31 protein-coding genes are annotated in these 19,903 nt (G+C 59.3%); 30 read left to right on the top strand and 1 reads right to left on the bottom strand.

Annotated elements, in window-relative coordinates; genetic code table 11:
- Positions 1-10: 10 nt before the first annotated feature.
- From rplD to bfr, 28 genes are all read left to right on the top strand, one after another.
- The gene (rplD, locus tag HU772_RS02475) at positions 11-613 is read left to right on the top strand and encodes a 50S ribosomal protein L4 (protein ID WP_003255485.1); all 603 of its coding nucleotides are present in this window, start codon (positions 11-13) and stop codon (positions 611-613) included.
- Complete coding sequence (gene rplW, locus HU772_RS02480) at positions 610-909, top strand: 50S ribosomal protein L23 (RefSeq protein ID WP_003255484.1); 300 nt, start codon at positions 610-612, stop codon at positions 907-909. The genes rplD and rplW overlap by 4 nt, the downstream gene beginning before the upstream one ends.
- A gap of 14 nt (positions 910-923) precedes the next feature.
- Positions 924-1,748 (top strand): 50S ribosomal protein L2, encoded by an 825-nt coding sequence (gene rplB / locus HU772_RS02485; protein ID WP_016393391.1) that lies wholly within the window; start codon positions 924-926, stop codon positions 1,746-1,748.
- A gap of 16 nt (positions 1,749-1,764) precedes the next feature.
- A complete protein-coding gene (rpsS, locus tag HU772_RS02490) occupies positions 1,765-2,040 on the top strand; it encodes a 30S ribosomal protein S19 (protein WP_003255482.1) in 276 nt (91 codons plus the stop codon).
- 11 nt (positions 2,041-2,051) lie between these two features.
- The gene (gene rplV / locus HU772_RS02495; protein ID WP_003103908.1) at positions 2,052-2,384 is read left to right on the top strand and encodes a 50S ribosomal protein L22; all 333 of its coding nucleotides are present in this window, start codon (positions 2,052-2,054) and stop codon (positions 2,382-2,384) included.
- A gap of 13 nt (positions 2,385-2,397) precedes the next feature.
- Positions 2,398-3,084, top strand: coding sequence for a 30S ribosomal protein S3 (rpsC, locus tag HU772_RS02500; RefSeq protein WP_011531889.1), 687 nt, complete (start codon positions 2,398-2,400; stop codon positions 3,082-3,084).
- A gap of 12 nt (positions 3,085-3,096) precedes the next feature.
- Positions 3,097-3,510 carry a 50S ribosomal protein L16 gene (gene rplP / locus HU772_RS02505; protein WP_009397508.1) on the top strand — a complete coding sequence of 138 codons (414 nt, stop codon included), beginning with the start codon at positions 3,097-3,099 and terminating at the stop codon, positions 3,508-3,510.
- Entirely contained in the window at positions 3,510-3,701 is a 192-nt protein-coding gene (rpmC, locus tag HU772_RS02510) for a 50S ribosomal protein L29 (protein ID WP_002555481.1), read from the top strand. Before rplP ends, rpmC begins: the two co-directional genes overlap by 1 nt.
- Positions 3,702-3,703: 2 nt before the next feature.
- Entirely contained in the window at positions 3,704-3,970 is a 267-nt protein-coding gene (gene rpsQ / locus HU772_RS02515) for a 30S ribosomal protein S17 (protein ID WP_003255478.1), read from the top strand.
- 23 nt (positions 3,971-3,993) lie between these two features.
- Complete coding sequence (gene rplN / locus HU772_RS02520; protein WP_008089810.1) at positions 3,994-4,362, top strand: 50S ribosomal protein L14; 369 nt, start codon at positions 3,994-3,996, stop codon at positions 4,360-4,362.
- A gap of 11 nt (positions 4,363-4,373) precedes the next feature.
- Positions 4,374-4,688: a 50S ribosomal protein L24 gene (rplX, locus tag HU772_RS02525; protein ID WP_003255476.1), complete on the top strand. Its 315-nt coding sequence runs from the start codon at positions 4,374-4,376 to the stop codon at positions 4,686-4,688.
- A gap of 20 nt (positions 4,689-4,708) precedes the next feature.
- The gene (gene rplE, locus HU772_RS02530; protein WP_012316517.1) at positions 4,709-5,248 is read left to right on the top strand and encodes a 50S ribosomal protein L5; all 540 of its coding nucleotides are present in this window, start codon (positions 4,709-4,711) and stop codon (positions 5,246-5,248) included.
- Positions 5,249-5,261: 13 nt separating this feature from the next.
- Positions 5,262-5,567 carry a 30S ribosomal protein S14 gene (rpsN, locus tag HU772_RS02535; protein ID WP_134693399.1) on the top strand — a complete coding sequence of 102 codons (306 nt, stop codon included), beginning with the start codon at positions 5,262-5,264 and terminating at the stop codon, positions 5,565-5,567.
- A 208-nt stretch (positions 5,568-5,775) separates the two neighbouring features.
- Positions 5,776-6,168, top strand: coding sequence for a 30S ribosomal protein S8 (rpsH, locus tag HU772_RS02540; protein WP_134693400.1), 393 nt, complete (start codon positions 5,776-5,778; stop codon positions 6,166-6,168).
- Between the two features lie 12 nt (positions 6,169-6,180).
- Positions 6,181-6,714, top strand: coding sequence for a 50S ribosomal protein L6 (gene rplF / locus HU772_RS02545; protein WP_028690237.1), 534 nt, complete (start codon positions 6,181-6,183; stop codon positions 6,712-6,714).
- 10 nt (positions 6,715-6,724) lie between these two features.
- Positions 6,725-7,075 carry a 50S ribosomal protein L18 gene (gene rplR, locus HU772_RS02550; RefSeq protein WP_011531893.1) on the top strand — a complete coding sequence of 117 codons (351 nt, stop codon included), beginning with the start codon at positions 6,725-6,727 and terminating at the stop codon, positions 7,073-7,075.
- A gap of 3 nt (positions 7,076-7,078) precedes the next feature.
- Entirely contained in the window at positions 7,079-7,579 is a 501-nt protein-coding gene (gene rpsE / locus HU772_RS02555) for a 30S ribosomal protein S5 (RefSeq protein WP_023629184.1), read from the top strand.
- 2 nt (positions 7,580-7,581) lie between these two features.
- The gene (gene rpmD, locus HU772_RS02560; protein ID WP_028690238.1) at positions 7,582-7,758 is read left to right on the top strand and encodes a 50S ribosomal protein L30; all 177 of its coding nucleotides are present in this window, start codon (positions 7,582-7,584) and stop codon (positions 7,756-7,758) included.
- 3 nt (positions 7,759-7,761) lie between these two features.
- Complete coding sequence (rplO, locus tag HU772_RS02565; protein ID WP_011531896.1) at positions 7,762-8,196, top strand: 50S ribosomal protein L15; 435 nt, start codon at positions 7,762-7,764, stop codon at positions 8,194-8,196.
- Positions 8,197-9,528: a preprotein translocase subunit SecY gene (secY, locus tag HU772_RS02570; RefSeq protein WP_003257108.1), complete on the top strand. Its 1,332-nt coding sequence runs from the start codon at positions 8,197-8,199 to the stop codon at positions 9,526-9,528. It begins immediately after the preceding gene.
- Positions 9,529-9,558: 30 nt separating this feature from the next.
- Positions 9,559-9,675 carry a 50S ribosomal protein L36 gene (gene rpmJ / locus HU772_RS02575; protein ID WP_011531897.1) on the top strand — a complete coding sequence of 39 codons (117 nt, stop codon included), beginning with the start codon at positions 9,559-9,561 and terminating at the stop codon, positions 9,673-9,675.
- Positions 9,676-9,806: 131 nt separating this feature from the next.
- Entirely contained in the window at positions 9,807-10,163 is a 357-nt protein-coding gene (rpsM, locus tag HU772_RS02580) for a 30S ribosomal protein S13 (protein ID WP_003255457.1), read from the top strand.
- A gap of 18 nt (positions 10,164-10,181) precedes the next feature.
- Positions 10,182-10,571, top strand: coding sequence for a 30S ribosomal protein S11 (gene rpsK, locus HU772_RS02585; RefSeq protein ID WP_003255454.1), 390 nt, complete (start codon positions 10,182-10,184; stop codon positions 10,569-10,571).
- A gap of 15 nt (positions 10,572-10,586) precedes the next feature.
- Entirely contained in the window at positions 10,587-11,207 is a 621-nt protein-coding gene (gene rpsD, locus HU772_RS02590; RefSeq protein ID WP_134693401.1) for a 30S ribosomal protein S4, read from the top strand.
- Between the two features lie 22 nt (positions 11,208-11,229).
- Positions 11,230-12,231 carry a DNA-directed RNA polymerase subunit alpha gene (locus tag HU772_RS02595; RefSeq protein WP_003255452.1) on the top strand — a complete coding sequence of 334 codons (1,002 nt, stop codon included), beginning with the start codon at positions 11,230-11,232 and terminating at the stop codon, positions 12,229-12,231.
- A 42-nt stretch (positions 12,232-12,273) separates the two neighbouring features.
- Complete coding sequence (gene rplQ, locus HU772_RS02600; RefSeq protein ID WP_003255451.1) at positions 12,274-12,660, top strand: 50S ribosomal protein L17; 387 nt, start codon at positions 12,274-12,276, stop codon at positions 12,658-12,660.
- Between the two features lie 171 nt (positions 12,661-12,831).
- A complete protein-coding gene (locus HU772_RS02605; RefSeq protein ID WP_186662111.1) occupies positions 12,832-14,271 on the top strand; it encodes a catalase in 1,440 nt (479 codons plus the stop codon).
- Positions 14,272-14,434: 163 nt separating this feature from the next.
- The gene (gene bfr, locus HU772_RS02610; RefSeq protein WP_012316512.1) at positions 14,435-14,899 is read left to right on the top strand and encodes a bacterioferritin; all 465 of its coding nucleotides are present in this window, start codon (positions 14,435-14,437) and stop codon (positions 14,897-14,899) included.
- 85 nt (positions 14,900-14,984) lie between these two features.
- Here bfr and uvrA read toward each other — a convergent pair whose 3' ends face one another.
- The gene (uvrA, locus tag HU772_RS02615; protein WP_186662110.1) at positions 14,985-17,819 is read right to left on the bottom strand and encodes an excinuclease ABC subunit UvrA; all 2,835 of its coding nucleotides are present in this window, start codon (positions 17,817-17,819) and stop codon (positions 14,985-14,987) included.
- A 129-nt stretch (positions 17,820-17,948) separates the two neighbouring features.
- Between uvrA and HU772_RS02620 the strand changes: the two genes are divergently transcribed.
- Together HU772_RS02620 and HU772_RS02625 are read left to right on the top strand one after the other, a co-directional pair.
- On the top strand, positions 17,949-19,343 hold the full coding sequence (locus HU772_RS02620; RefSeq protein ID WP_186662109.1) for an MFS transporter: 1,395 nt from the start codon (positions 17,949-17,951) through the stop codon (positions 19,341-19,343).
- 9 nt (positions 19,344-19,352) lie between these two features.
- A complete protein-coding gene (locus HU772_RS02625) occupies positions 19,353-19,901 on the top strand; it encodes a single-stranded DNA-binding protein (protein WP_186662108.1) in 549 nt (182 codons plus the stop codon).
- The last annotated feature ends 2 nt before the right edge of the window (positions 19,902-19,903 follow it).

The following is a 19,903-nucleotide window of genomic DNA, read 5'->3' on the forward strand; positions in this document are numbered from 1 at the left end:
GGAAACTGACATGCAACTTAATGTAAATGACGCTCAGGCGATCGAAGTTTCCGAACTGACCTTCGGTGGCGAATTCAACGAGACGCTGGTACACCAAGCAGTCGTGGCCTACATGGCCGGCGGCCGTCAGGGCACCAAGCAGCAGAAGACCCGTTCTGACGTAGCCGGTGGCGGTAAGCGCCCATGGCGTCAGAAAGGTACTGGCCGCGCTCGTGCTGGTACTACCCGTGGTCCGATCTGGCGTGGCGGTGGTGTTACCTTCGCAGCTCGTCCTCAGGATCACTCGCAGAAGCTCAACAAGAAGATGTACCGCGCAGCCCTGCGCTCCATCCTCGCTGAGCTGGTGCGTAGCGACCGTCTGGTCGTGGTTCAGGACTTCGCTGTTGAAGCCCCGAAAACCAAAGACCTGCTGAACAAGCTGAACGGCATGGGTCTGAGCGATGTTCTCATCGTTTCGGATGCTGTTGATCAGAACCTGTACCTGGCTGCTCGCAACCTGCCGCACGTCGACGTACGTGACGTTCAAGGTTCCGACCCGGTCAGTCTGATCGCATACGAGAAAGTGTTGATCACTGTCTCGGCCGTGAAGAAATTCGAGGAGCTGCTGGGATGAACCAGGAACGCGTATTCAAAGTCCTCCTTGGCCCGCACGTTTCCGAGAAGGCTACCGTTCTGGCTGAGAAAAAAGGCCAGTTCGTATTCAAGGTTGCTACCGATGCAACCAAGCTGGAAATCAAGAAAGCTGTCGAAGGCCTGTTCAACGTAAAAGTTGAAAACGTGTCGACTGTTAACGTTCTGGGTAAAACCAAGCGTACCGCACGTGGTCTGGGCAAGCGTAATGACTGGAAGAAGGCGATCGTCTCCCTTCAGCCAGGCCAAGATCTCGATTTCAGCAGCAGTGCTGAGTAAGGAAGGGGTGCATCATGGCAATCGTTAAATGCAAACCGACTTCCCCTGGCCGCCGTTTTGTGGTCAAGGTGGTCAACAAGGAGCTGCACAAAGGCGCTCCTCACGCACCGCTGCTCGAGAAAAAATCGAAGTCTGGTGGTCGTAACAACAATGGCCGCATCACCACTCGTCACGTTGGTGGTGGTCATAAGCAGCATTACCGTCTGGTTGACTTCCGTCGCAACGACAAAGATGGCATCCCTGCCACTGTCGAGCGTATCGAATACGACCCGAACCGTACTGCTCACATCGCCCTGCTGTGCTACGCAGACGGTGAGCGTCGCTACATCATCGCCCCTAAAGGCGTGAGTGCTGGCGACCAGCTGATCGCAGGTGCCCTGGCCCCAATCAAGGCCGGTAACTCCCTGCAACTGCGCAACATCCCAGTAGGTAGCACCATTCACGGCATCGAACTGAAGCCGGGCAAAGGTGCTCAGATCGCTCGTTCCGCTGGTGCTTCGGCTCAGCTGATCGCCCGCGACGGTGTCTATGTGACCCTGCGTCTGCGCTCTGGTGAAATGCGTAAAGTCCTGGCTGAGTGCCGTGCGACCCTGGGCGAAGTCTCGAACTCCGAGCACAGCCTGCGTTCGCTGGGTAAAGCTGGTGCCAAACGCTGGCGCGGCGTTCGCCCAACCGTTCGTGGTGTTGCCATGAACCCGGTTGACCACCCACATGGTGGTGGTGAAGGTCGTACCTCCGGTGGTCGTCATCCGGTATCGCCATGGGGCTTCCCAACCAAGGGTGCTAAAACCCGTGGTAATAAGCGTACCGACAACATGATCGTCCGTCGTCGCAAGTAACTAGAGGGATACGACAGTGCCACGTTCTCTGAAAAAAGGTCCTTTTATCGATCTTCACCTGCTGAAGAAGGTCGAAGTGGCGGTGGAAAAGAACGATCGCAAGCCAGTTAAAACCTGGTCGCGCCGTTCGATGATCCTGCCACAGATGGTCGGTCTGACCATCGCGGTACACAACGGTCGTCAACATGTCCCAGTTCTCGTGAACGAAGACATGGTCGGCCACAAACTGGGCGAGTTCGCCGGTACCCGCACTTATCGTGGGCACGTGGCTGACAAGAAAGCCAAGCGTTAAGGGGTAAGGAAATGGAAGTAGCCGCTAAGTTGTCGGGCGCTCGCATCTCCGCCCAGAAAGCCCGCTTGGTCGCCGACCAGATCCGCGGGAAGAAGGTGGGCGAAGCGCTCAACCTGTTGGCCTTCAGCAGCAAAAAAGCCGCTGAAATCATGAAGAAAGTCCTCGAGTCGGCCGTTGCCAACGCCGAACACAACGAAGGCGCAGACGTTGATGACCTGAAGGTCTCCACCGTCTTCGTCAACGAAGGGCGTTCGCTGAAGCGCATCATGCCACGTGCCAAAGGCCGTGCTGATCGCATCGTCAAGCGGTCTTGCCATATCACTGTCAAGGTTGCGGACAAGTAACGGAGTCGATCAGATGGGTCAGAAAGTACATCCCACTGGCATTCGCCTGGGAATCGTCAAGGAGCACACCTCCGTCTGGTACGCAGACGGCGCGACTTACGCAGATTACCTGCTGAAGGATCTGCAAACTCGCGAGTACCTCCAGGACAAACTAAAAAGCGCGTCCGTTAGCCGTATCGATATTCATCGTCCGGCTCAAACTGCACGCATCACCATCCACACCGCTCGTCCCGGTATCGTTATCGGCAAGAAAGGTGAAGATGTTGAGAAGCTGCGTCAGGACCTGACCAAGCAGATGGGTGTGCCTGTGCACATCAACATCGAAGAGATCCGCAAGCCGGAACTCGACGCTATGCTGGTTGCTCAGAGCGTTGCCCAGCAGCTGGAGCGCCGCGTTATGTTCCGTCGCGCCATGAAGCGCGCCGTTCAGAACGCCATGCGTATTGGTGCCAAGGGCATCAAGATCCAGGTGAGCGGTCGTCTCGGCGGTGCCGAGATCGCACGTACCGAGTGGTATCGCGAAGGTCGTGTGCCTCTGCACACCCTGCGTGCCGATATCGACTACAACACCTACGAAGCTCACACCACCTACGGTGTGATCGGTGTGAAGGTTTGGATCTTCAAAGGCGAAGTAATTGGTGGTCGCCAGGAAGAGCTGAAGCCTCAAGCACCAGCGCCTCGTAAAAAAGCTGCTAAGTAAGGGGTACGCCAAATGTTGCAACCAAAGCGTACAAAATTCCGCAAGCAGATGACCGGCCACAACCGTGGTCTGGCACTGCGCGGTAGCAAGGTCAGCTTCGGCGAGTTCGCTCTGAAAGCTGTCGCCCGCGGTCGTCTCACCGCTCGCCAGATCGAGTCGGCACGTCGTGCCCTGACCCGTCACGTAAAACGTGGCGGCAAGATCTGGATCCGTGTCTTCCCGGACAAGCCGGTTACCAAGAAGCCTCTCGAGGTTCGTATGGGTAAAGGTAAAGGTTCCGTGGAATACTGGGTTGCCCAGATTCAGCCAGGCAAAGTCCTGTACGAGATCGAGGGTGTTTCTGAAGAGCTGGCGCGCGAAGCTTTCGCCCTGGCCGCTGCAAAGCTGCCTCTCGCCACCTCCTTTGTTAAGCGGACGGTGATGTGATGAAAGCGAATGAACTTCGTGAAAAATCCGCACAGCAACTGAATGAGCAACTGCTCGGCTTGCTGCGCGACCAGTTCAATCTGCGCATGCAGAAAGCAACTGGCCAGTTGGGGCAGTCGCACCTGCTCTCGCAAGTTAAGCGTGACATCGCTCGCGTGAAAACTGTGCTCAACCAGCAGGCAGGTAAGTGATCATGGCTGAAGCTGAAAAAACCGTCCGTACGCTGACTGGCCGTGTCGTCAGCGACAAAATGGACAAGACCATCACCGTTCTGATCGAGCGTCGCGTAAAGCACCCGATCTACGGTAAATACGTTAAGCGTTCGACTAAGCTGCACGCGCACGACGAAGCCAACCAGTGCAAGATCGGCGACAAGGTTTCCATCCGTGAAACCCGTCCGCTGGCCAAGACCAAGTCCTGGGCACTGGTTGAAGTCCTCGAACGCGCTGTTGAAGTCTAAGGGCTAGGGGTCGGAGAAATTTTATGATTCAGACTCAATCCATGCTCGATGTGGCCGATAACAGCGGCGCTCGTCGCGTCATGTGCATCAAGGTGCTCGGCGGTTCCCACCGCCGTTACGCCGGTATCGGTGACATCATCAAAGTAACCGTCAAGGAAGCGATTCCACGCGGTAAGGTCAAGAAAGGCCAGGTGATGACCGCTGTTGTCGTCCGTACCCGTCACGGTGTACGTCGCGCTGACGGTTCCATCATTCGTTTCGACGGCAACGCTGCTGTTCTGCTGAACACCAAGCAAGAGCCGATCGGTACTCGCATCTTCGGGCCAGTGACCCGTGAACTTCGTACCGAGAAGTTCATGAAGATCGTCTCGCTCGCCCCTGAAGTGCTCTAAGGAGATCCGACATGCAAAAGATTCGTCGTGACGACGAGATCATCGTGATCGCCGGCAAAGACAAAGGTAAGCGCGGTAAGGTGCTGAAGGTTCTCGCTGACGACCGTCTGGTCATCGGTGGTGTCAACCTGGTCAAGCGCCACACCAAGCCTAACCCGATGGCGGGCGTCCAGGGCGGTATCGTCGAGAAAGAAGCGCCACTGCACGCTTCCAACGTCGCCATCTTCAACGGCGAAACCAACAAGGCTGACCGCGTTGGTTTCAAAGTAGAAGACGGTAAAAAAATTCGTGTCTTCAAGTCGACCCAAAAAGCGGTTGATGCTTGAACACTGCTAGGTAGAAGACCATGGCACGACTGAAAGAGATTTACCGGAACGAAATCGCTCCTAAGCTTAAGGAAGAACTTAAGCTGTCGAACGTGATGGAAGTTCCGCGCGTTACCAAAATCACCCTGAACATGGGTCTGGGCGAAGCGATCGGCGACAAGAAAGTCATCGAGCACGCTGTTGCCGACCTGGAAAAGATCACCGGTCAAAAGCCGGTCGTGACTTTCGCTCGTAAATCCATCGCGGGCTTCAAAGTCCGTGAAGGCTGGCCGATCGGTGTCAAGGTGACCCTGCGTCGCGAAAAAATGTACGAGTTCCTGGACCGCCTGCTGGCGATCTCCCTGCCACGGGTTCGCGACTTCCGCGGCCTGAATGCCAAGTCCTTCGATGGTCGTGGCAACTACAGCATGGGCGTGAAAGAGCAGATCATCTTCCCGGAAATCGACTACGACAAGATCGATGCTCTGCGCGGTTTGGACATCACCCTGACCACCACTGCTCGTTCGGACGACGAAGGCCGCGCTCTGCTGCGTGCTTTCAAGTTCCCGTTCCGCAACTGATTGGAGTAGGAAAATGGCCAAGAAGAGCATGAAAAACCGCGAGCTGAAGCGTCAGCTCACGGTAGCCAAGTACGCCAAAAAGCGTGCCGAGCTGAAAGCGACCATCGTCAACCAGAACGCCTCTCCTGAAGAGCGTTTCGCTGCCGTAGTCGCCCTGCAGAAGCAACCACGTGACGCCAGCGCCTCGCGCATGCGTAACCGTTGCCGCATCACCGGCCGTCCGCACGGCGTGTACCGCAAGTTCGGCCTCGGCCGTAACAAGCTGCGCGAAGCTGCCATGCGTGGTGACGTGCCAGGTCTGGTCAAGGCCAGCTGGTAATCCGGTTGGCGTGACCACCGGCGCGAGGGGGTGATCTTCCGACCGCCGGTGACCTCGCAAAGAAACAAGCCCCTATATGGGGCTTGTTTCGTTTCTGCCTTGTGTCTAGAATGACCGGCTCACCTGAGCCTGGGTTTTTTGCCCTGCCTGCTCGGGTGGTTGTGATAGCCGCAAGGCTAATAATTCTTGTATCAGGAGCATCTAGCCCATGAGTATGCAGGACCCGTTAGCGGACATGCTAACTCGCATCCGTAATGCCCAGATGGCTGAAAAGTCTGTCGTAAGCATGCCTTCCTCCACCCTGAAGGTCGCGGTTGCCAAAGTACTGAAAGACGAAGGTTACATCGCCGGCTACGAAGTCACTGGCGAAGCCAAGCCTTCCCTGTCGATCGAGCTGAAGTACTTCGAAGGCCGTCCGGTCATCGAAGAGCTGAAGCGTACCAGCCGTCCTGGCCTGCGCCAGTACAAGGCCGTTACCGAGCTGCCGAAAGTACGTGGCGGCCTGGGCGTGTCTATCGTCTCCACCAACAAAGGTGTGATGACTGACCGCGCTGCGCGCGCTGCCGGTGTCGGCGGCGAAGTTCTGTGCACAGTGTTCTAAGGGGAGATAGGCATGTCTCGCGTCGCTAAGAACCCCGTTAAGCTGCCAGCAGGCGTCGAAGTCAAATTCGCCGGCCAGCAGCTTTCGGTGAAGGGTGCCAAGGGCACTCTCGAACTGAACGTTCACTCGTCTGTTGAAGTTACCGAAGAAGCTGGTGAGCTGCGTTTCGCACCTCGCAACGGTGATCAGCAAGCTCGTGCCATGGCCGGTACCACCCGCGCCCTGGTCAACAACATGGTCCAAGGCGTAAGCCAAGGCTTCGAGCGCAAGCTCCAGCTGGTCGGTGTTGGTTACAAGGCACAGGCCAAGGGCACCGTCCTGAACCTGGCCCTGGGCTTCTCGCACCCAGTGGATTACGAACTGCCAGCCGGTATCACCGCTGAAACCCCAAGCCAGACCGACATCCTGATCAAGGGTATCGACAAGCAGCTGGTAGGTCAGGTGGCCGCTGAAGTCCGCGGTTTCCGTCCGCCAGAGCCTTACAAGGGCAAGGGTGTGCGTTACGCGGACGAAGTAGTCCGTCGTAAAGAAGCCAAGAAGAAGTAGGGCCTAGCAAATGACCGACAAAAAAGTTACTCGACTGCGTCGCGCTCGCAAAGCACGCCTGAAAATGCACGAGCTCGAAGCCGTGCGTCTGTGCGTGTTCCGCTCCTCGCAGCACATCTACGCCCAGGTCATCTCGGCCGACGGCAGCAAGGTTCTGGCAAGCGCCTCGACCTTGGACAAAGAACTGCGTGATGGCGCCACCGGCAACATCGACGCGGCCACTAAGGTTGGCAAGCTGGTAGCTGAGCGCGCGAAAGCCGCCGGTGTATCTCAAGTTGCCTTTGACCGTTCCGGCTTCAAGTACCACGGCCGCGTCAAGGCGCTGGCTGATGCTGCTCGTGAAGGCGGGCTGGAGTTCTAAGTTATGGCAAATAACGATCAAAAGCGCGACGAAGGCTACATCGAGAAGCTGGTTCAAGTTAACCGCGTAGCCAAGACCGTCAAAGGCGGCCGTATCTTCACCTTCACCGCGCTGACCGTGGTAGGTGATGGCAAGGGCCGTGTTGGTTTCGGCCGTGGCAAATCGCGCGAAGTACCTGCCGCGATCCAGAAAGCCATGGAAGCTGCTCGCCGCAACATGATTCAGGTTGACCTGAAAGGCACCACCCTGCAGTACGCCACCAAGGCCGCCCACGGCGCCTCGAAGGTCTACATGCAGCCTGCCTCGGAAGGTACCGGTATCATCGCCGGTGGCGCAATGCGTGCCGTCCTGGAAGTCGCTGGCGTCCAGAACGTCCTGGCCAAGTGCTATGGCTCGACCAACCCGGTGAACGTGGTTCACGCCACCTTCAAGGGTCTGAAAGCCATGCAATCCCCTGAGTCCATTGCTGCCAAGCGCGGCAAGACTGTTGAGGAGATCATCTGATCATGGCAACCGTAAAAGTAACGCTGATCAAGAGCACCGCCGGCCGCCTGCCTAACCACAAACTGTGCGTTAAAGGCCTGGGTCTGCGTCGCATCGGTCACACTGTAGAAGTCCAGGATACTCCCGAGAACCGCGGGATGATCAACAAGGCTTACTACATGCTGAAGGTCGAGGGTTAATCGATGAAACTCAATGATCTGAGTCCAGCGCCGGGTTCCCGTCGCGAGAAGCACCGTCCGGGCCGTGGTATCGGTAGCGGTCTGGGCAAGACCGGTGGCCGTGGTCACAAAGGTCAGACCTCCCGCTCCGGTGGTTCCATCGCTCCAGGCTTCGAAGGCGGTCAACAGCCGCTGCACCGTCGCCTGCCGAAGTTCGGCTTCGTTTCCCTGAAAGCCATGGACCGCGCCGAAGTGCGTCTGTCCGAGCTGGCCAAGGTGGAAGGCGATCTGATCACCGTTCAGTCCCTCAAGGACGCCAACGTGATCGGCCAGCACGTACAGCGTGTGAAAATCATGCTGTCGGGCGAAGTCACTCGCGCAGTCACCCTCAAGGGTATCGCCGTCACCAAAGGTGCACGTGCGGCTATCGAAGCAGCTGGCGGCAAGTTCGAGGAATAAATGGCTAAGCAAGGTGCTCTCTCTTCGCTCGGTAAGGGCGGGATGTCGGAACTCTGGGCTCGTCTGCGCTTTCTGTTCATGGCGATCATCGTCTATCGGATTGGCGCGCACATCCCAGTGCCAGGCATTAACCCGGACCGTCTCGCGGATCTGTTCCGGCAGAATGAGGGGACCATTCTTAGCTTGTTCAACATGTTTTCCGGCGGTGCGCTGGAGCGCATGAGCATCTTTGCATTGGGGATCATGCCGTACATCTCGGCGTCGATCATCATGCAGCTCATGACCGCTGTCAGCCCACAGCTGGAGCAGTTGAAGAAGGAAGGTGAGGCTGGCCGTCGCAAGATCAGCCAGTACACCCGCTACGGCACCGTTATCCTGGCGCTGGTTCAAGCCATTGGCATGTCCATTGGCCTGGCCAACCAGGGCGTGGCGTTTTCTGTAGGCCTGGGCTTCCATGTCGTCGCCGTCTCCACCTTCGTGGCGGGCGCGATGTTCATGATGTGGCTCGGCGAGCAGATCACCGAGCGCGGTGTGGGCAACGGTATCTCGATGTTGATCTTCGCAGGTATCGTTGCCGGTCTTCCGAGAGCAATCGGGCAGTCTTTCGAGTCTGCACGCACGGGCGATATCAACATCTTCGCCCTGGTCGCTATCGGTTTGCTGGCAGTAGCGATTATCGGCTTCGTGGTGTTCATTGAGCGTGGTCAGCGTCGTATCGCCGTTCACTACGCCAAGCGTCAGCAGGGCCGCAAGGTCTTCGCTGCGCAGACCAGCCACCTGCCGCTGAAGGTGAACATGGCGGGCGTAATCCCGGCCATTTTCGCGAGCAGCATCTTGCTGTTCCCGGCTTCGCTGGGTGCCTGGTTCGGTCAGTCCGAAGGTATGGGCTGGCTGCAGGACATCTCGCAGTCGATCGCTCCTGGTCAGCCGTTGAACATTCTGCTGTTTAGTGCAGGGATCATTTTCTTCTGCTTCTTCTACACAGCGTTGATGTTCAACCCGAAAGACGTAGCGGAAAACCTGAAGAAGTCCGGTGCCTTTATTCCGGGTATCCGTCCTGGTGAGCAGTCGGCGCGCTACATTGATGGCGTTCTGACCCGTTTGACCATGTTCGGTGCTCTTTACATGATGGCCGTCTGCCTTCTGCCCCAGTTCCTGGTGGTGGCAGCAAACGTGCCGTTCTACCTTGGCGGGACCTCGTTGCTGATTGTGGTAGTGGTTGTGATGGACTTCATGTCCCAAGTACAATCGCACCTCGTTTCGCACCAGTACGAATCCCTGATGAAGAAAGCCAACCTGAAAGGCTACGGCGGCAGCGGTCTGCTGCGCTGATCTAGCCCCTTAAGGTTCGAGGAGTCGGTAATGAAAGTTCGTGCATCGGTGAAAAAGCTGTGCCGCAACTGCAAGATCATTCGTCGCGAAGGTATCGTGCGCGTGATCTGCAGCGCGGAACCGCGTCACAAGCAGCGCCAAGGCTGAGTGTGATCCGCGCTTCAAACCCAGCAGCTAGTGTGCTGCTGGGTTGATTATTCGTTTCTACAGCGATATTATCTCGCGCCCTATTTCTTGGCTTCCGGGGCGTAGGTAGCTGTCAATTGGAGTCCCACTGAATGGCCCGTATTGCAGGCGTCAACATTCCAGATAACAAGCATACTGTTATCTCGCTGACCTACATCTATGGTGTCGGTCGCACAACTGCGCAGAAAATCTGTGCAGACGCTGGTGTCAACCCAGCCGCAAAGATCAAGGATCTGAGCGACGAGCAAATCGAAACCCTGCGTGGCGAAGTCGCGAAGTTCACCACCGAAGGTGACCTGCGTCGTGACATCAACATGAAGATCAAGCGCTTGATGGACCTGGGTTGCTACCGCGGCCTGCGTCATCGTAAAGGTCTGCCGGTTCGCGGTCAGCGCACCAAGACCAACGCACGCACCCGTAAGGGCCCGCGTAAGCCGATCCGCAAGTAATCGCCCAGGAATATAGACATGGCAAAACCTGCTGCTCGTCCTCGTAAAAAAGTCAAAAAGACAGTGGTTGATGGCATCGCCCACATCCATGCGTCTTTCAACAACACCATCGTGACCATCACCGACCGTCAGGGCAACGCACTGTCCTGGGCTACTTCCGGTGGTTCGGGTTTCCGTGGTTCGCGCAAATCCACCCCGTTCGCAGCCCAGATCGCTGCTGAGCGTGCTGGTCAAGCTGCGCTGGAATATGGTCTGAAGAACCTCGACGTCAACGTCAAGGGTCCAGGTCCAGGTCGTGAATCCGCCGTTCGTGCTCTGAACAGCTGCGGCTACAAGATCGCCAGCATCACCGACGTGACGCCAATCCCGCATAACGGGTGCCGTCCGCCGAAGAAGCGTCGCGTGTAATCAGGAGACAGATAAATGGCACGTTACATTGGTCCAAAATGCAAACTGTCTCGCCGTGAAGGCACTGACCTGTTCCTGAAGAGCGGCGTTCGCGCTCTGGAATCGAAGTGCAACATCGAAGCAGCCCCAGGTATCCACGGCCAGCGCCGTGGCCGTCAGTCCGACTACGGTACCCAGCTGCGCGAGAAACAAAAAGTCCGTCGTATCTACGGTGTACTGGAGCGTCAATTCCGCGGTTACTACCAAGCGGCTGCCTCGAAGAAAGGCGCCACCGGTGAGAACCTGCTGCAGATGCTCGAGTGCCGTCTGGACAACGTCGTTTACCGCATGGGCTTCGGTTCTACCCGTTCCGAGTCCCGTCAGCTGGTTTCGCACAAAGCGATCAGCGTGAACGGCAAGACCGTAAACATTCCATCCTACCAAGTTCGTCCGGGTGACGTGGTCGCAGTTCGCGAGAAGTCGCTGAACCAGCTGCGCATTGTTCAAGCCCTTGAACTGTGCGCCCAGCGTGGCCGCGTTGAGTGGGTTGATGTGGATGCTGCTAAAAAGTCGGGCGTTTTCAAGAACGTTCCTGCTCGCAGCGACCTGTCCGCCGACATCAACGAAAACCTGATTGTCGAGCTCTACTCCAAGTAAGGGCTAGAAAATAGGTGCATCCATGCAGATTTCGGTAAATGAGTTTCTGACACCCCGTCACATCGACGTGCAGGTTGTCAGTCCAACCCGCGCCAAGATCACGCTCGAGCCTCTCGAGCGTGGCTTCGGCCATACCCTGGGCAACGCGCTGCGCCGCATCCTGTTGTCCTCCATGCCTGGCTGTGCAGTAGTCGAGGCCGAGATCGATGGCGTACTCCATGAGTACTCCGCGATCGAAGGTGTACAGGAAGACGTCATTGAAATCCTGTTGAACCTGAAAGGCCTGGCTATCAAGCTGCACGGTCGTGACGAAGTTACGCTGACCTTGTCGAAAAAGGGTTCGGGGGTGGTTACCGCTGCCGATATTCAGCTGGATCACGATGTCGAGATCGTCAACCCCGATCACGTAATCGCGAACCTGGCGTCCAACGGCGCCCTGAACATGAAGCTCACCGTAGCTCGTGGTCGCGGTTACGAGCCGGCCGACTCCCGTCAGACCGACGAAGACGAAAGCCGCAGCATTGGCCGTCTCCAGCTGGACGCTTCGTTCAGCCCGGTGCGTCGTATCGCCTACGTGGTCGAGAACGCCCGTGTTGAACAGCGTACCAACCTGGACAAGCTGGTCATCGATCTGGAAACCAACGGCACCCTGGACCCTGAAGAGGCTATCCGCCGCGCCGCGACCATCCTGCAACAGCAGCTGGCCGCGTTCGTCGACCTCAAAGGTGACAGCGAGCCGGTCGTGGTCGAGCAGGAAGACGAGATCGATCCGATCCTGCTGCGCCCGGTTGACGACCTGGAACTGACCGTACGTTCGGCCAACTGCCTCAAGGCGGAGAACATCTACTACATCGGCGACCTGATTCAGCGTACCGAAGTAGAGCTGTTGAAGACTCCTAACCTGGGCAAGAAGTCCCTGACCGAAATCAAGGACGTCCTGGCCTCCCGTGGTCTGTCTCTCGGCATGCGCCTCGACAACTGGCCGCCTGCAAGTCTTAAGAAAGACGACAAGGCGACTGCCTGATCGTCGTAATCACCGAACGTAGTGTTTGGTAAGGAATGAATCATGCGTCATCGTAAAAGTGGACGTCACCTGAGCCGTACCAGCTCTCACCGCAAGGCTATGTTCCAGAACATGGCAGTGTCGCTGATCGAGCACGAGCTGATCAAAACCACCCTGCCGAAAGCCAAGGAACTGCGCCGCGTTGCCGAGCCGCTGATCACCCTGGCCAAGGAAGACAGCGTAGCCAACCGTCGTCTGGCCTTCGACCGTACCCGTTCGAAGTCCGCCGTTGGCAAACTGTTCAACGACCTGGGCAAGCGCTACGCCACCCGTCAAGGCGGCTACCTGCGCATCCTGAAGTGCGGTTTCCGCGCTGGCGACAACGCGCCTATGGCGTACGTCGAGCTGGTTGATCGTCCAGTCGGTGGTGCTGTAGAAGCTGCCGAGTAAGACGTTCTGTCTGCTGCAAAGAACCGGGCCCTGGCCCGGTTTTTTGTTGTCTGATGAATTGTTATTTTCTATTGATATAAGTCAGTCAATGAATTTGTTCTTGTAACACTGCTCGTCAATACTCTCTCCAAGCCGATTAGCCGGCAGTTCAAGACCCGATAAGGAGAGCCCATGAGCAAGATTCTCACCACCGCCAGCGGTGCCCCCGTTGCTGACAACCAGAATTCCCGTTCCGCTGGCCCGCGCGGCCCGCTGCTGCTCGACGACTTCCACCTGATCGAAAAGCTGGCCCACTTCAACCGCGAGAACATCCCAGAGCGTCGCGTGCACGCCAAGGGCTCGGGAGCCTACGGTACCTTCACCGTCACCCGCGATATCAGCGGCTACACCAGCGCCAAACTGTTCGACGCCATCGGCAAGCGCACCGAAACCTTCCTGCGTTTCTCCACGGTCGGTGGTGAGCGCGGTTCCGCCGATACCGAGCGCGACCCACGTGGCTTTGCGGTGAAGTTCTACACCGAGGAAGGTAACTGGGACATCGTGGGTAACAACACCCCCGTGTTCTTCATCCGCGACCCGTTGAAGTTCCCCGACTTTATTCACACCCAGAAGCGCCACCCGCAGAGCAACCTGAAGAACGCTCAGATGATGTGGGACTTCTGGTCGCACTCGCCGGAAGCGTTGCACCAGGTCACCATCCTGTTCTCCGACCGCGGCATCCCGGATGGCTACCGCCATATGCATGGCTTTGGCAGCCACACCTACAGCCTGATCAACGCCAAGGGCGAGCGCACGTGGGTCAAGTGGCACTTCAAGACCCAGCAGGGCATCAAGAACCTGGCGCCGGCCGATGCCGCACGCCTGGCCGGCACCGACCCGGACTACGCCCAGCGGGACCTGTTCGCGGCCATCGAGCGTGGTGACTTCCCACGTTGGACCGTGTGCATCCAGGTGATGAGCGAAGCCGAAGCGGCCGCCCGGGCAGAGAACCCCTTCGACGTGACCAAGACCTGGTCGCAGAAGGAGTACCCGCTGATCGAGGTGGGTGTGCTGGAACTCAACCGCAACCCGCTCAACTACTTCGCCGAGGTCGAGCAGGCTACCTTTGGCCCGAGCAACATGGTCCCGGGTGTCGGCCTTTCGCCAGACCGCATGCTGCAAGGCCGGGTGTTCGCCTACGCCGATGCGCACCGCTACCGGGTGGGCACCAACCACCAGCAGTTGCCGGTGAACGCCTCGCGTAGCCCGGTCAACAGCTACCAGCGTGATGGTTCGATGGCGATGGGCAACTACGGCAGCGCGCCGAACTACGAGCCCAACAGCTACGCCGACGCGCCCAAGCAGTCGCCACGCCACGCCGAGCCTGCACTGGCGCTCAGCGGTGCGGCGGATCGGTACGATCACCGGGAGGACAGTGACTACTACAGCCACGCCGGCGCGCTGTTCCGCCTGATGAGCGCTGAACAGAAGGCGCTGCTGATCAACAACATCGCCGGCACCATGGCTGGGGTCAGCGAGGACGTGGTACAGCGTCAGTTGCAGTACTTCTTCAAGGCCGATCCGGCCTACGGGGAAGGCATCGCCAAGGCTTTGGGCATCAACCTCGCCTAAGTCGAAGTGATAAGAAGAACCGCCCTCATTTGGGCGGTTTTTCAATGAAAATCACTACGGTTTAACCGATTTTTTGCATCGAATTGCGCATTTTTCAGTGACCGCGAGCAAAAGCTGGTTCACACTAGTGGTCATTGACGCATTCACAGGGAGAAGCAGGGCGATGCAAGGTCACCCGGACGTAATCAACTATCTCGTCACGTTGCTGAAGGGCGAACTGGCAGCACGCGATCAGTATTTCATCCACTCGCGCATGTACGAAGACTGGGGCCTGTCCAAGCTCTATGAACGTATCAACCACGAGATGGAAGAAGAGACGCAGCACGCCGATGCCCTGATGCGCCGTATCCTCATGCTCGAAGGCACTCCCGACATGCGTGCCGACGACCTCGAAGTCGGCAGCACGGTCCCGGAGATGATCGAGGCCGATCTCAAGCTCGAGTACAAGGTGCGTGCCGCATTGTGCAAGGGCATCGAGTTGTGTGAGCTGCACAAGGACTACATCAGCCGCGACATCCTGCGCGCGCAGTTGGCCGACACCGAAGAAGATCACACCTACTGGCTGGAGAAGCAGCAAGGGCTGATCAAGGCGATTGGCCTGGAGAATTACCTGCAGTCGCAGATGTAAAAGCTTGGGGGTTGCTTTGCAGCCCATTCCGGCCTTGCCGAGGCGTCGGACCGGCCGGAATGGGGCGCAAAGCGCCCCCAATGCCTCAGGCCCGGTCGCGTTCCAGCAGCGGCTTGAGGTAATGCCCGGTATACGACTGCTTCTTCTCGGCCAGCTCTTCCGGCGTACCACAAGCGATGATCTGCCCACCCTTGGAGCCACCCTCCGGCCCCAGGTCCACCAGCCAGTCGGCGGTCTTGACCACATCCAGGTTGTGCTCGATTACCACCACGGTATTGCCGTGGTCGCGCAGGCGGTGCAGCACGTCCAGCAACTGCTGGATATCGGCGAAGTGCAGGCCGGTGGTCGGTTCGTCGAGGATGTACAGGGTCTTGCCGGTATCGCGCTTGGACAGCTCGCGGGACAGCTTCACGCGCTGCGCTTCGCCACCCGAAAGGGTAGTCGCCGACTGCCCCAGCTTGATGTACGACAAGCCGACATCCATCAGGGTTTGCAGCTTGCGCGCCAGCGCTGGCACCGCATCGAAGAACTCACGGGCATCCTCGATGGTCATTTCCAGCACTTCGTGGATGTTCTTGCCCTTGTACTTGATCTCCAGGGTTTCGCGGTTATAGCGCTTGCTCTTGCACACATCGCACGGCACGTAGATATCCGGCAGGAAGTGCATCTCTACCTTGATCAGGCCATCGCCCTGACAGGCTTCACAGCGCCCACCCTTGACGTTGAACGAGAAGCGCCCCGGGCCATAGCCGCGCGAGCGCGACTCCGGCACGCCGGCGAACAGTTCGCGGATCGGCGTGAAGATGCCGGTGTAGGTCGCCGGGTTCGAACGCGGCGTGCGACCGATTGGGCTCTGGTCGATGTCCACCACCTTGTCCAGGTGCTGCAGGCCATCCATGCTGGTGTGCGGCGCGGCCTCCAGGCTGCTTGCGCCATTCAGGGCGGTGGCGGCCAGTGGGAACAGGGTGTTGTTGATCAGCGTCGACTTGCCCGAGCCGGAAACACCGGTCACGCAGGTCAGCAGGCCGATCGGGATCTCCAGGTCGACGTTCTGCAGGTTGTTGCCCCGCGCGCCCTTGAGCTTTAGTTGCAGTTTCTTGTTGCGCGGTGTGCGCTTGGCCGGCACGGCGATTTTCTTGCGCCCGGACAGGTACTTGCCGGTCAGCGAGTCAGGGTGGTCCATGACTTCCTGTGGCGAGCCCTCGGCGACGATCTGACCGCCATGCACACCGGCCCCCGGGCCGATGTCGACCACATAGTCGGCCAGGCGAATGGCGTCTTCGTCGTGTTCCACCACGATCACTGTGTTGCCCAGGTCGCGCAGGTGGTTGAGGGTGGCCAGCAGGCGGTCGTTGTCGCGTTGATGAAGGCCGATGGACGGCTCGTCGAGGATATACATCACCCCGACCAGGCCGGCGCCGATCTGGCTGGCCAGGCGGATCCGCTGGGCTTCGCCGCCCGACAGGGTATCGGCGCTGCGGTCCAGGGTCAGGTAGTCGAGGCCGACGTTGACCAGGAACTGCAGGCGTTCGCAGATTTCCTTGAGGATCTTCGCCGCGATCTCGCCGCGCCGCCCGGTCAGGGTTAGCGCGCCGAAGTAGTTGCTGGCTTCGCCGATCGGCAGGTTGGTTACCGCCGGCAGGGTCTTTTCACCTACCCACACATGGCGTGCCTCGCGGCGCAGGCGGGTGCCACGGCAGTCGGGGCAGGGCTGGGTGCCGAGGAACTTGGCCAGCTCTTCGCGCACGGTGGCCGACTCGGTCTCGCGGTAGCGGCGCTCCAGGTTCGGCACGATGCCTTCGAACGGGTGCGAGCGCTTGACGATATCGCCGCGGTCGTTGAGGTACTTGAAGTCGACGCTCTGCTTGCCGCTGCCGTGCAGGATGACTTTCTGGTGATCCGCCGAAAGCTGGCCAAACGGCTCCTCGAGGCTGAAACCATAGTGCGCGGCCAATGAGCCGAGCATCTGGAAGTAGTAGACGTTGCGCCGGTCCCAGCCGCGGATCGCGCCCTCGGCCAGGGTCAGTTCGGCGTTGACCAGGCGTTTGGTGTCGAAGAACTGCTTGACCCCCAGGCCGTCGCAGGTCGGGCAGGCGCCGGCCGGGTTGTTGAAGGAGAACAGCTTGGGTTCCAGCTCGCTGATGGCATGGCCGCAGACCGGGCAGGCGAAGCGCGCGGAGAAGATCATCTCTTCGCCGGGCTCGTCGTCCATCGGGGCTACCAGGGCGATGCCGTCGGCCAGCTTGAGCGCGGTCTCGAACGACTCGGCCAGGCGCTGCTGCAGGTCGGCGCGGACCTTGAAACGGTCCACCACCACATCGATGCTGTGCTTCTTCTGTTTGTCCAGCTTGGGCAGTTCGTCGAGTTCGTAGAGCTTGCCGTTGACCCGGGCACGTACGAAGCCCTGGGCGCGCAGTTCGTCGAACACCGCCAGGTGCTCGCCCTTGCGCTCGCGAATCACCGGCGCCAGCAGCATCAGCTTGCTGCCTTCGGGCTTTTCCAGCACCAGGTCGACCATCTGGCTGATCGTTTGCGCTTCCAGCGGGATGTCGTGGTCCGGGCAGCGCGGAGTACCCACTCGGGCATAGAGCAGGCGCAGGTAGTCGTAGATCTCGGTGATGGTGCCCACGGTCGAGCGTGGGTTGTGCGAGGTCGACTTCTGTTCGATGGAGATCGCCGGCGACAGGCCTTCGATGGTATCGACGTCGGGCTTTTCCATCATCGACAGGAACTGCCGGGCATAGGCCGACAGCGATTCGACGTAGCGGCGCTGGCCCTCGGCGTACAGCGTGTCGAACGCCAGCGAGGACTTGCCGGATCCGGACAGGCCGGTGATCACGATCAGTTTGTCCCGAGGCAGGGTCAGGTCGATGTTCTTCAGGTTGTGGGTACGTGCCCCACGAATCAGGATCTTGTCCACTACGGCCTCGCTCGGCGGGCATAAACAAAGGAGTATACGGCGCGCTGCCAGTACGCGGCAAAGCGTCACGTATATGCCGTCAAGCCGTCGGACTGATAGAATCGCCGCCGGTTCACACGAGGTTAATCCATGCACGACACCCACAACGAGCGCATGAGTGGCAGCGAAACCCGCGCCGCGAGCGGCCTGGCCCTGGTCTTTGCCTTTCGTATGCTGGGCATGTTCATGGTGTTGCCGGTGCTCGCCACCTACGGCATGGACCTGGCCGGCGCCACTCCGGCGCTGATTGGCCTGGCCATCGGTGCCTACGGCCTGACCCAGGCCGTGTTGCAGATCCCGTTCGGGATGATTTCCGACCGTATCGGCCGCCGCCCGGTGATCTACCTGGGGCTGGTGATCTTCGCCCTTGGCAGTGTGCTGGCGGCCCAGGCTGATTCGATCTGGGGCGTGATCGCCGGGCGCATCCTGCAGGGGGCGGGGGCGATCTCCGCGGCGGTGATGGCCTTGCTCTCCGACCTGACCCGCGAACAGCACCGGACCAAGGCCATGGCCATGATCGGCATGAGCATCGGCCTGTCGTTTGCCGTGGCGATGGTGGTCGGGCCGTTGCTGACCCGCGCCTTTGGCTTGTCAGGATTGTTCCTCGCCACCGCAGGACTTGCCCTGGTCGGCATTGGCCTGATCGCCTTCGTCGTGCCCAACTCACACAGCGTGCTGACACATCGTGAGTCTGGGGTTGCCCGCCAAGCCCTTGGTCCGACCCTGCGCAATCCGGACCTTCTGCGCCTGGATATCAGCATTTTCGTGCTGCACGCCATCCTCATGGCCAGCTTCGTCGCGCTGCCCCTGGCCTTCGTCGAGCGCGGCGGGCTGCCCAAGGAGCAGCACTGGTGGGTGTACCTGACCGCGCTGCTGGTTTCATTTTTTGCAATGATCCCCTTCATCATCTACGGGGAGAAGAAGCGCAAGATGAAACGCGTGTTGCTCGGCGCGGTCAGTGTTCTGCTGCTGGTGGAGGTGTTCTTCTGGCAGTGGGCTGACAACTTGCACGGACTGGTGATCGGCACCGTGGTATTCTTTACTGCATTCAACCTGCTGGAGGCATCCTTGCCTTCGCTGGTCAGCAAGGTGTCGCCTGCCGGTGGCAAGGGGACGGCGATGGGGGTGTACTCCACCAGCCAGTTCCTCGGCGCCGCGCTGGGAGGCATCCTCGGTGGCTGGTTGTTCCAGCACGGTGGCTTGAGCATGGTGTTCCTGGGGTGTGCCGTGTTGTGCGTCCTGTGGTTGCTCACTGCATTGCGCATGAACGAGCCGCCCTACGTGACCAGCCTGCGCATGCCGCTGACGCCGGAGGCGGTCCGGGAAGCCGGGCTGACCGAGCGCCTGATGGCCGTGCCGGGTGTGACCGACGCCGTGGTGGTGGCAGAAGAAGCCGCCATCTATATCAAACTGGATACGAAAATTTTGGACCGCGCGACCCTCGAGCGTCTGGTGAACCCAGCCGCTTCGGCGTGCGAAGCCTAGGAGAACGTTATGGCCCGTGGGGTTAACAAAGTCATTCTGGTCGGCACCTGCGGTCAGGATCCCGAAGTCCGCTACCTGCCCAACGGTAACGCCGTGACCAACCTGAGCCTGGCCACCAGCGAGCAGTGGACCGACAAGCAGTCGGGCCAGAAGGTCGAGCGCACCGAGTGGCACCGTGTCTCGCTGTTTGGCAAGGTCGCCGAGATCGCCGGCGAGTACCTGCGCAAAGGTTCGCAGTGCTACATCGAAGGCAAGCTGCAGACCCGCGAGTGGGAAAAGGACGGCATCAAGCGCTACACCACCGAGATCATCGTCGACATCAATGGCACCATGCAGCTGCTCGGCGGTCGTCCGCAGGGCCAGCAGCAGGGCGGCGACCCGTACAACCAGGGTGGCGGCAACTACAACCAGGGTGGTGGCCAGCAGCAACAGTACAACCAGGCCCCGCGTCAGCAGGCGCCACGCCCGCAGCAGGCGCCGCAGCGTCCAGCACCACAGCAGCCGGCGCCGCAGCCAGCCGCCGACTTCGACAGCTTCGACGACGATATTCCGTTCTGAGT

The sequence above is a fragment of the Pseudomonas xantholysinigenes genome, assembly GCF_014268885.2.
Lineage (GTDB): Bacteria > Pseudomonadota > Gammaproteobacteria > Pseudomonadales > Pseudomonadaceae > Aquipseudomonas > Aquipseudomonas xantholysinigenes.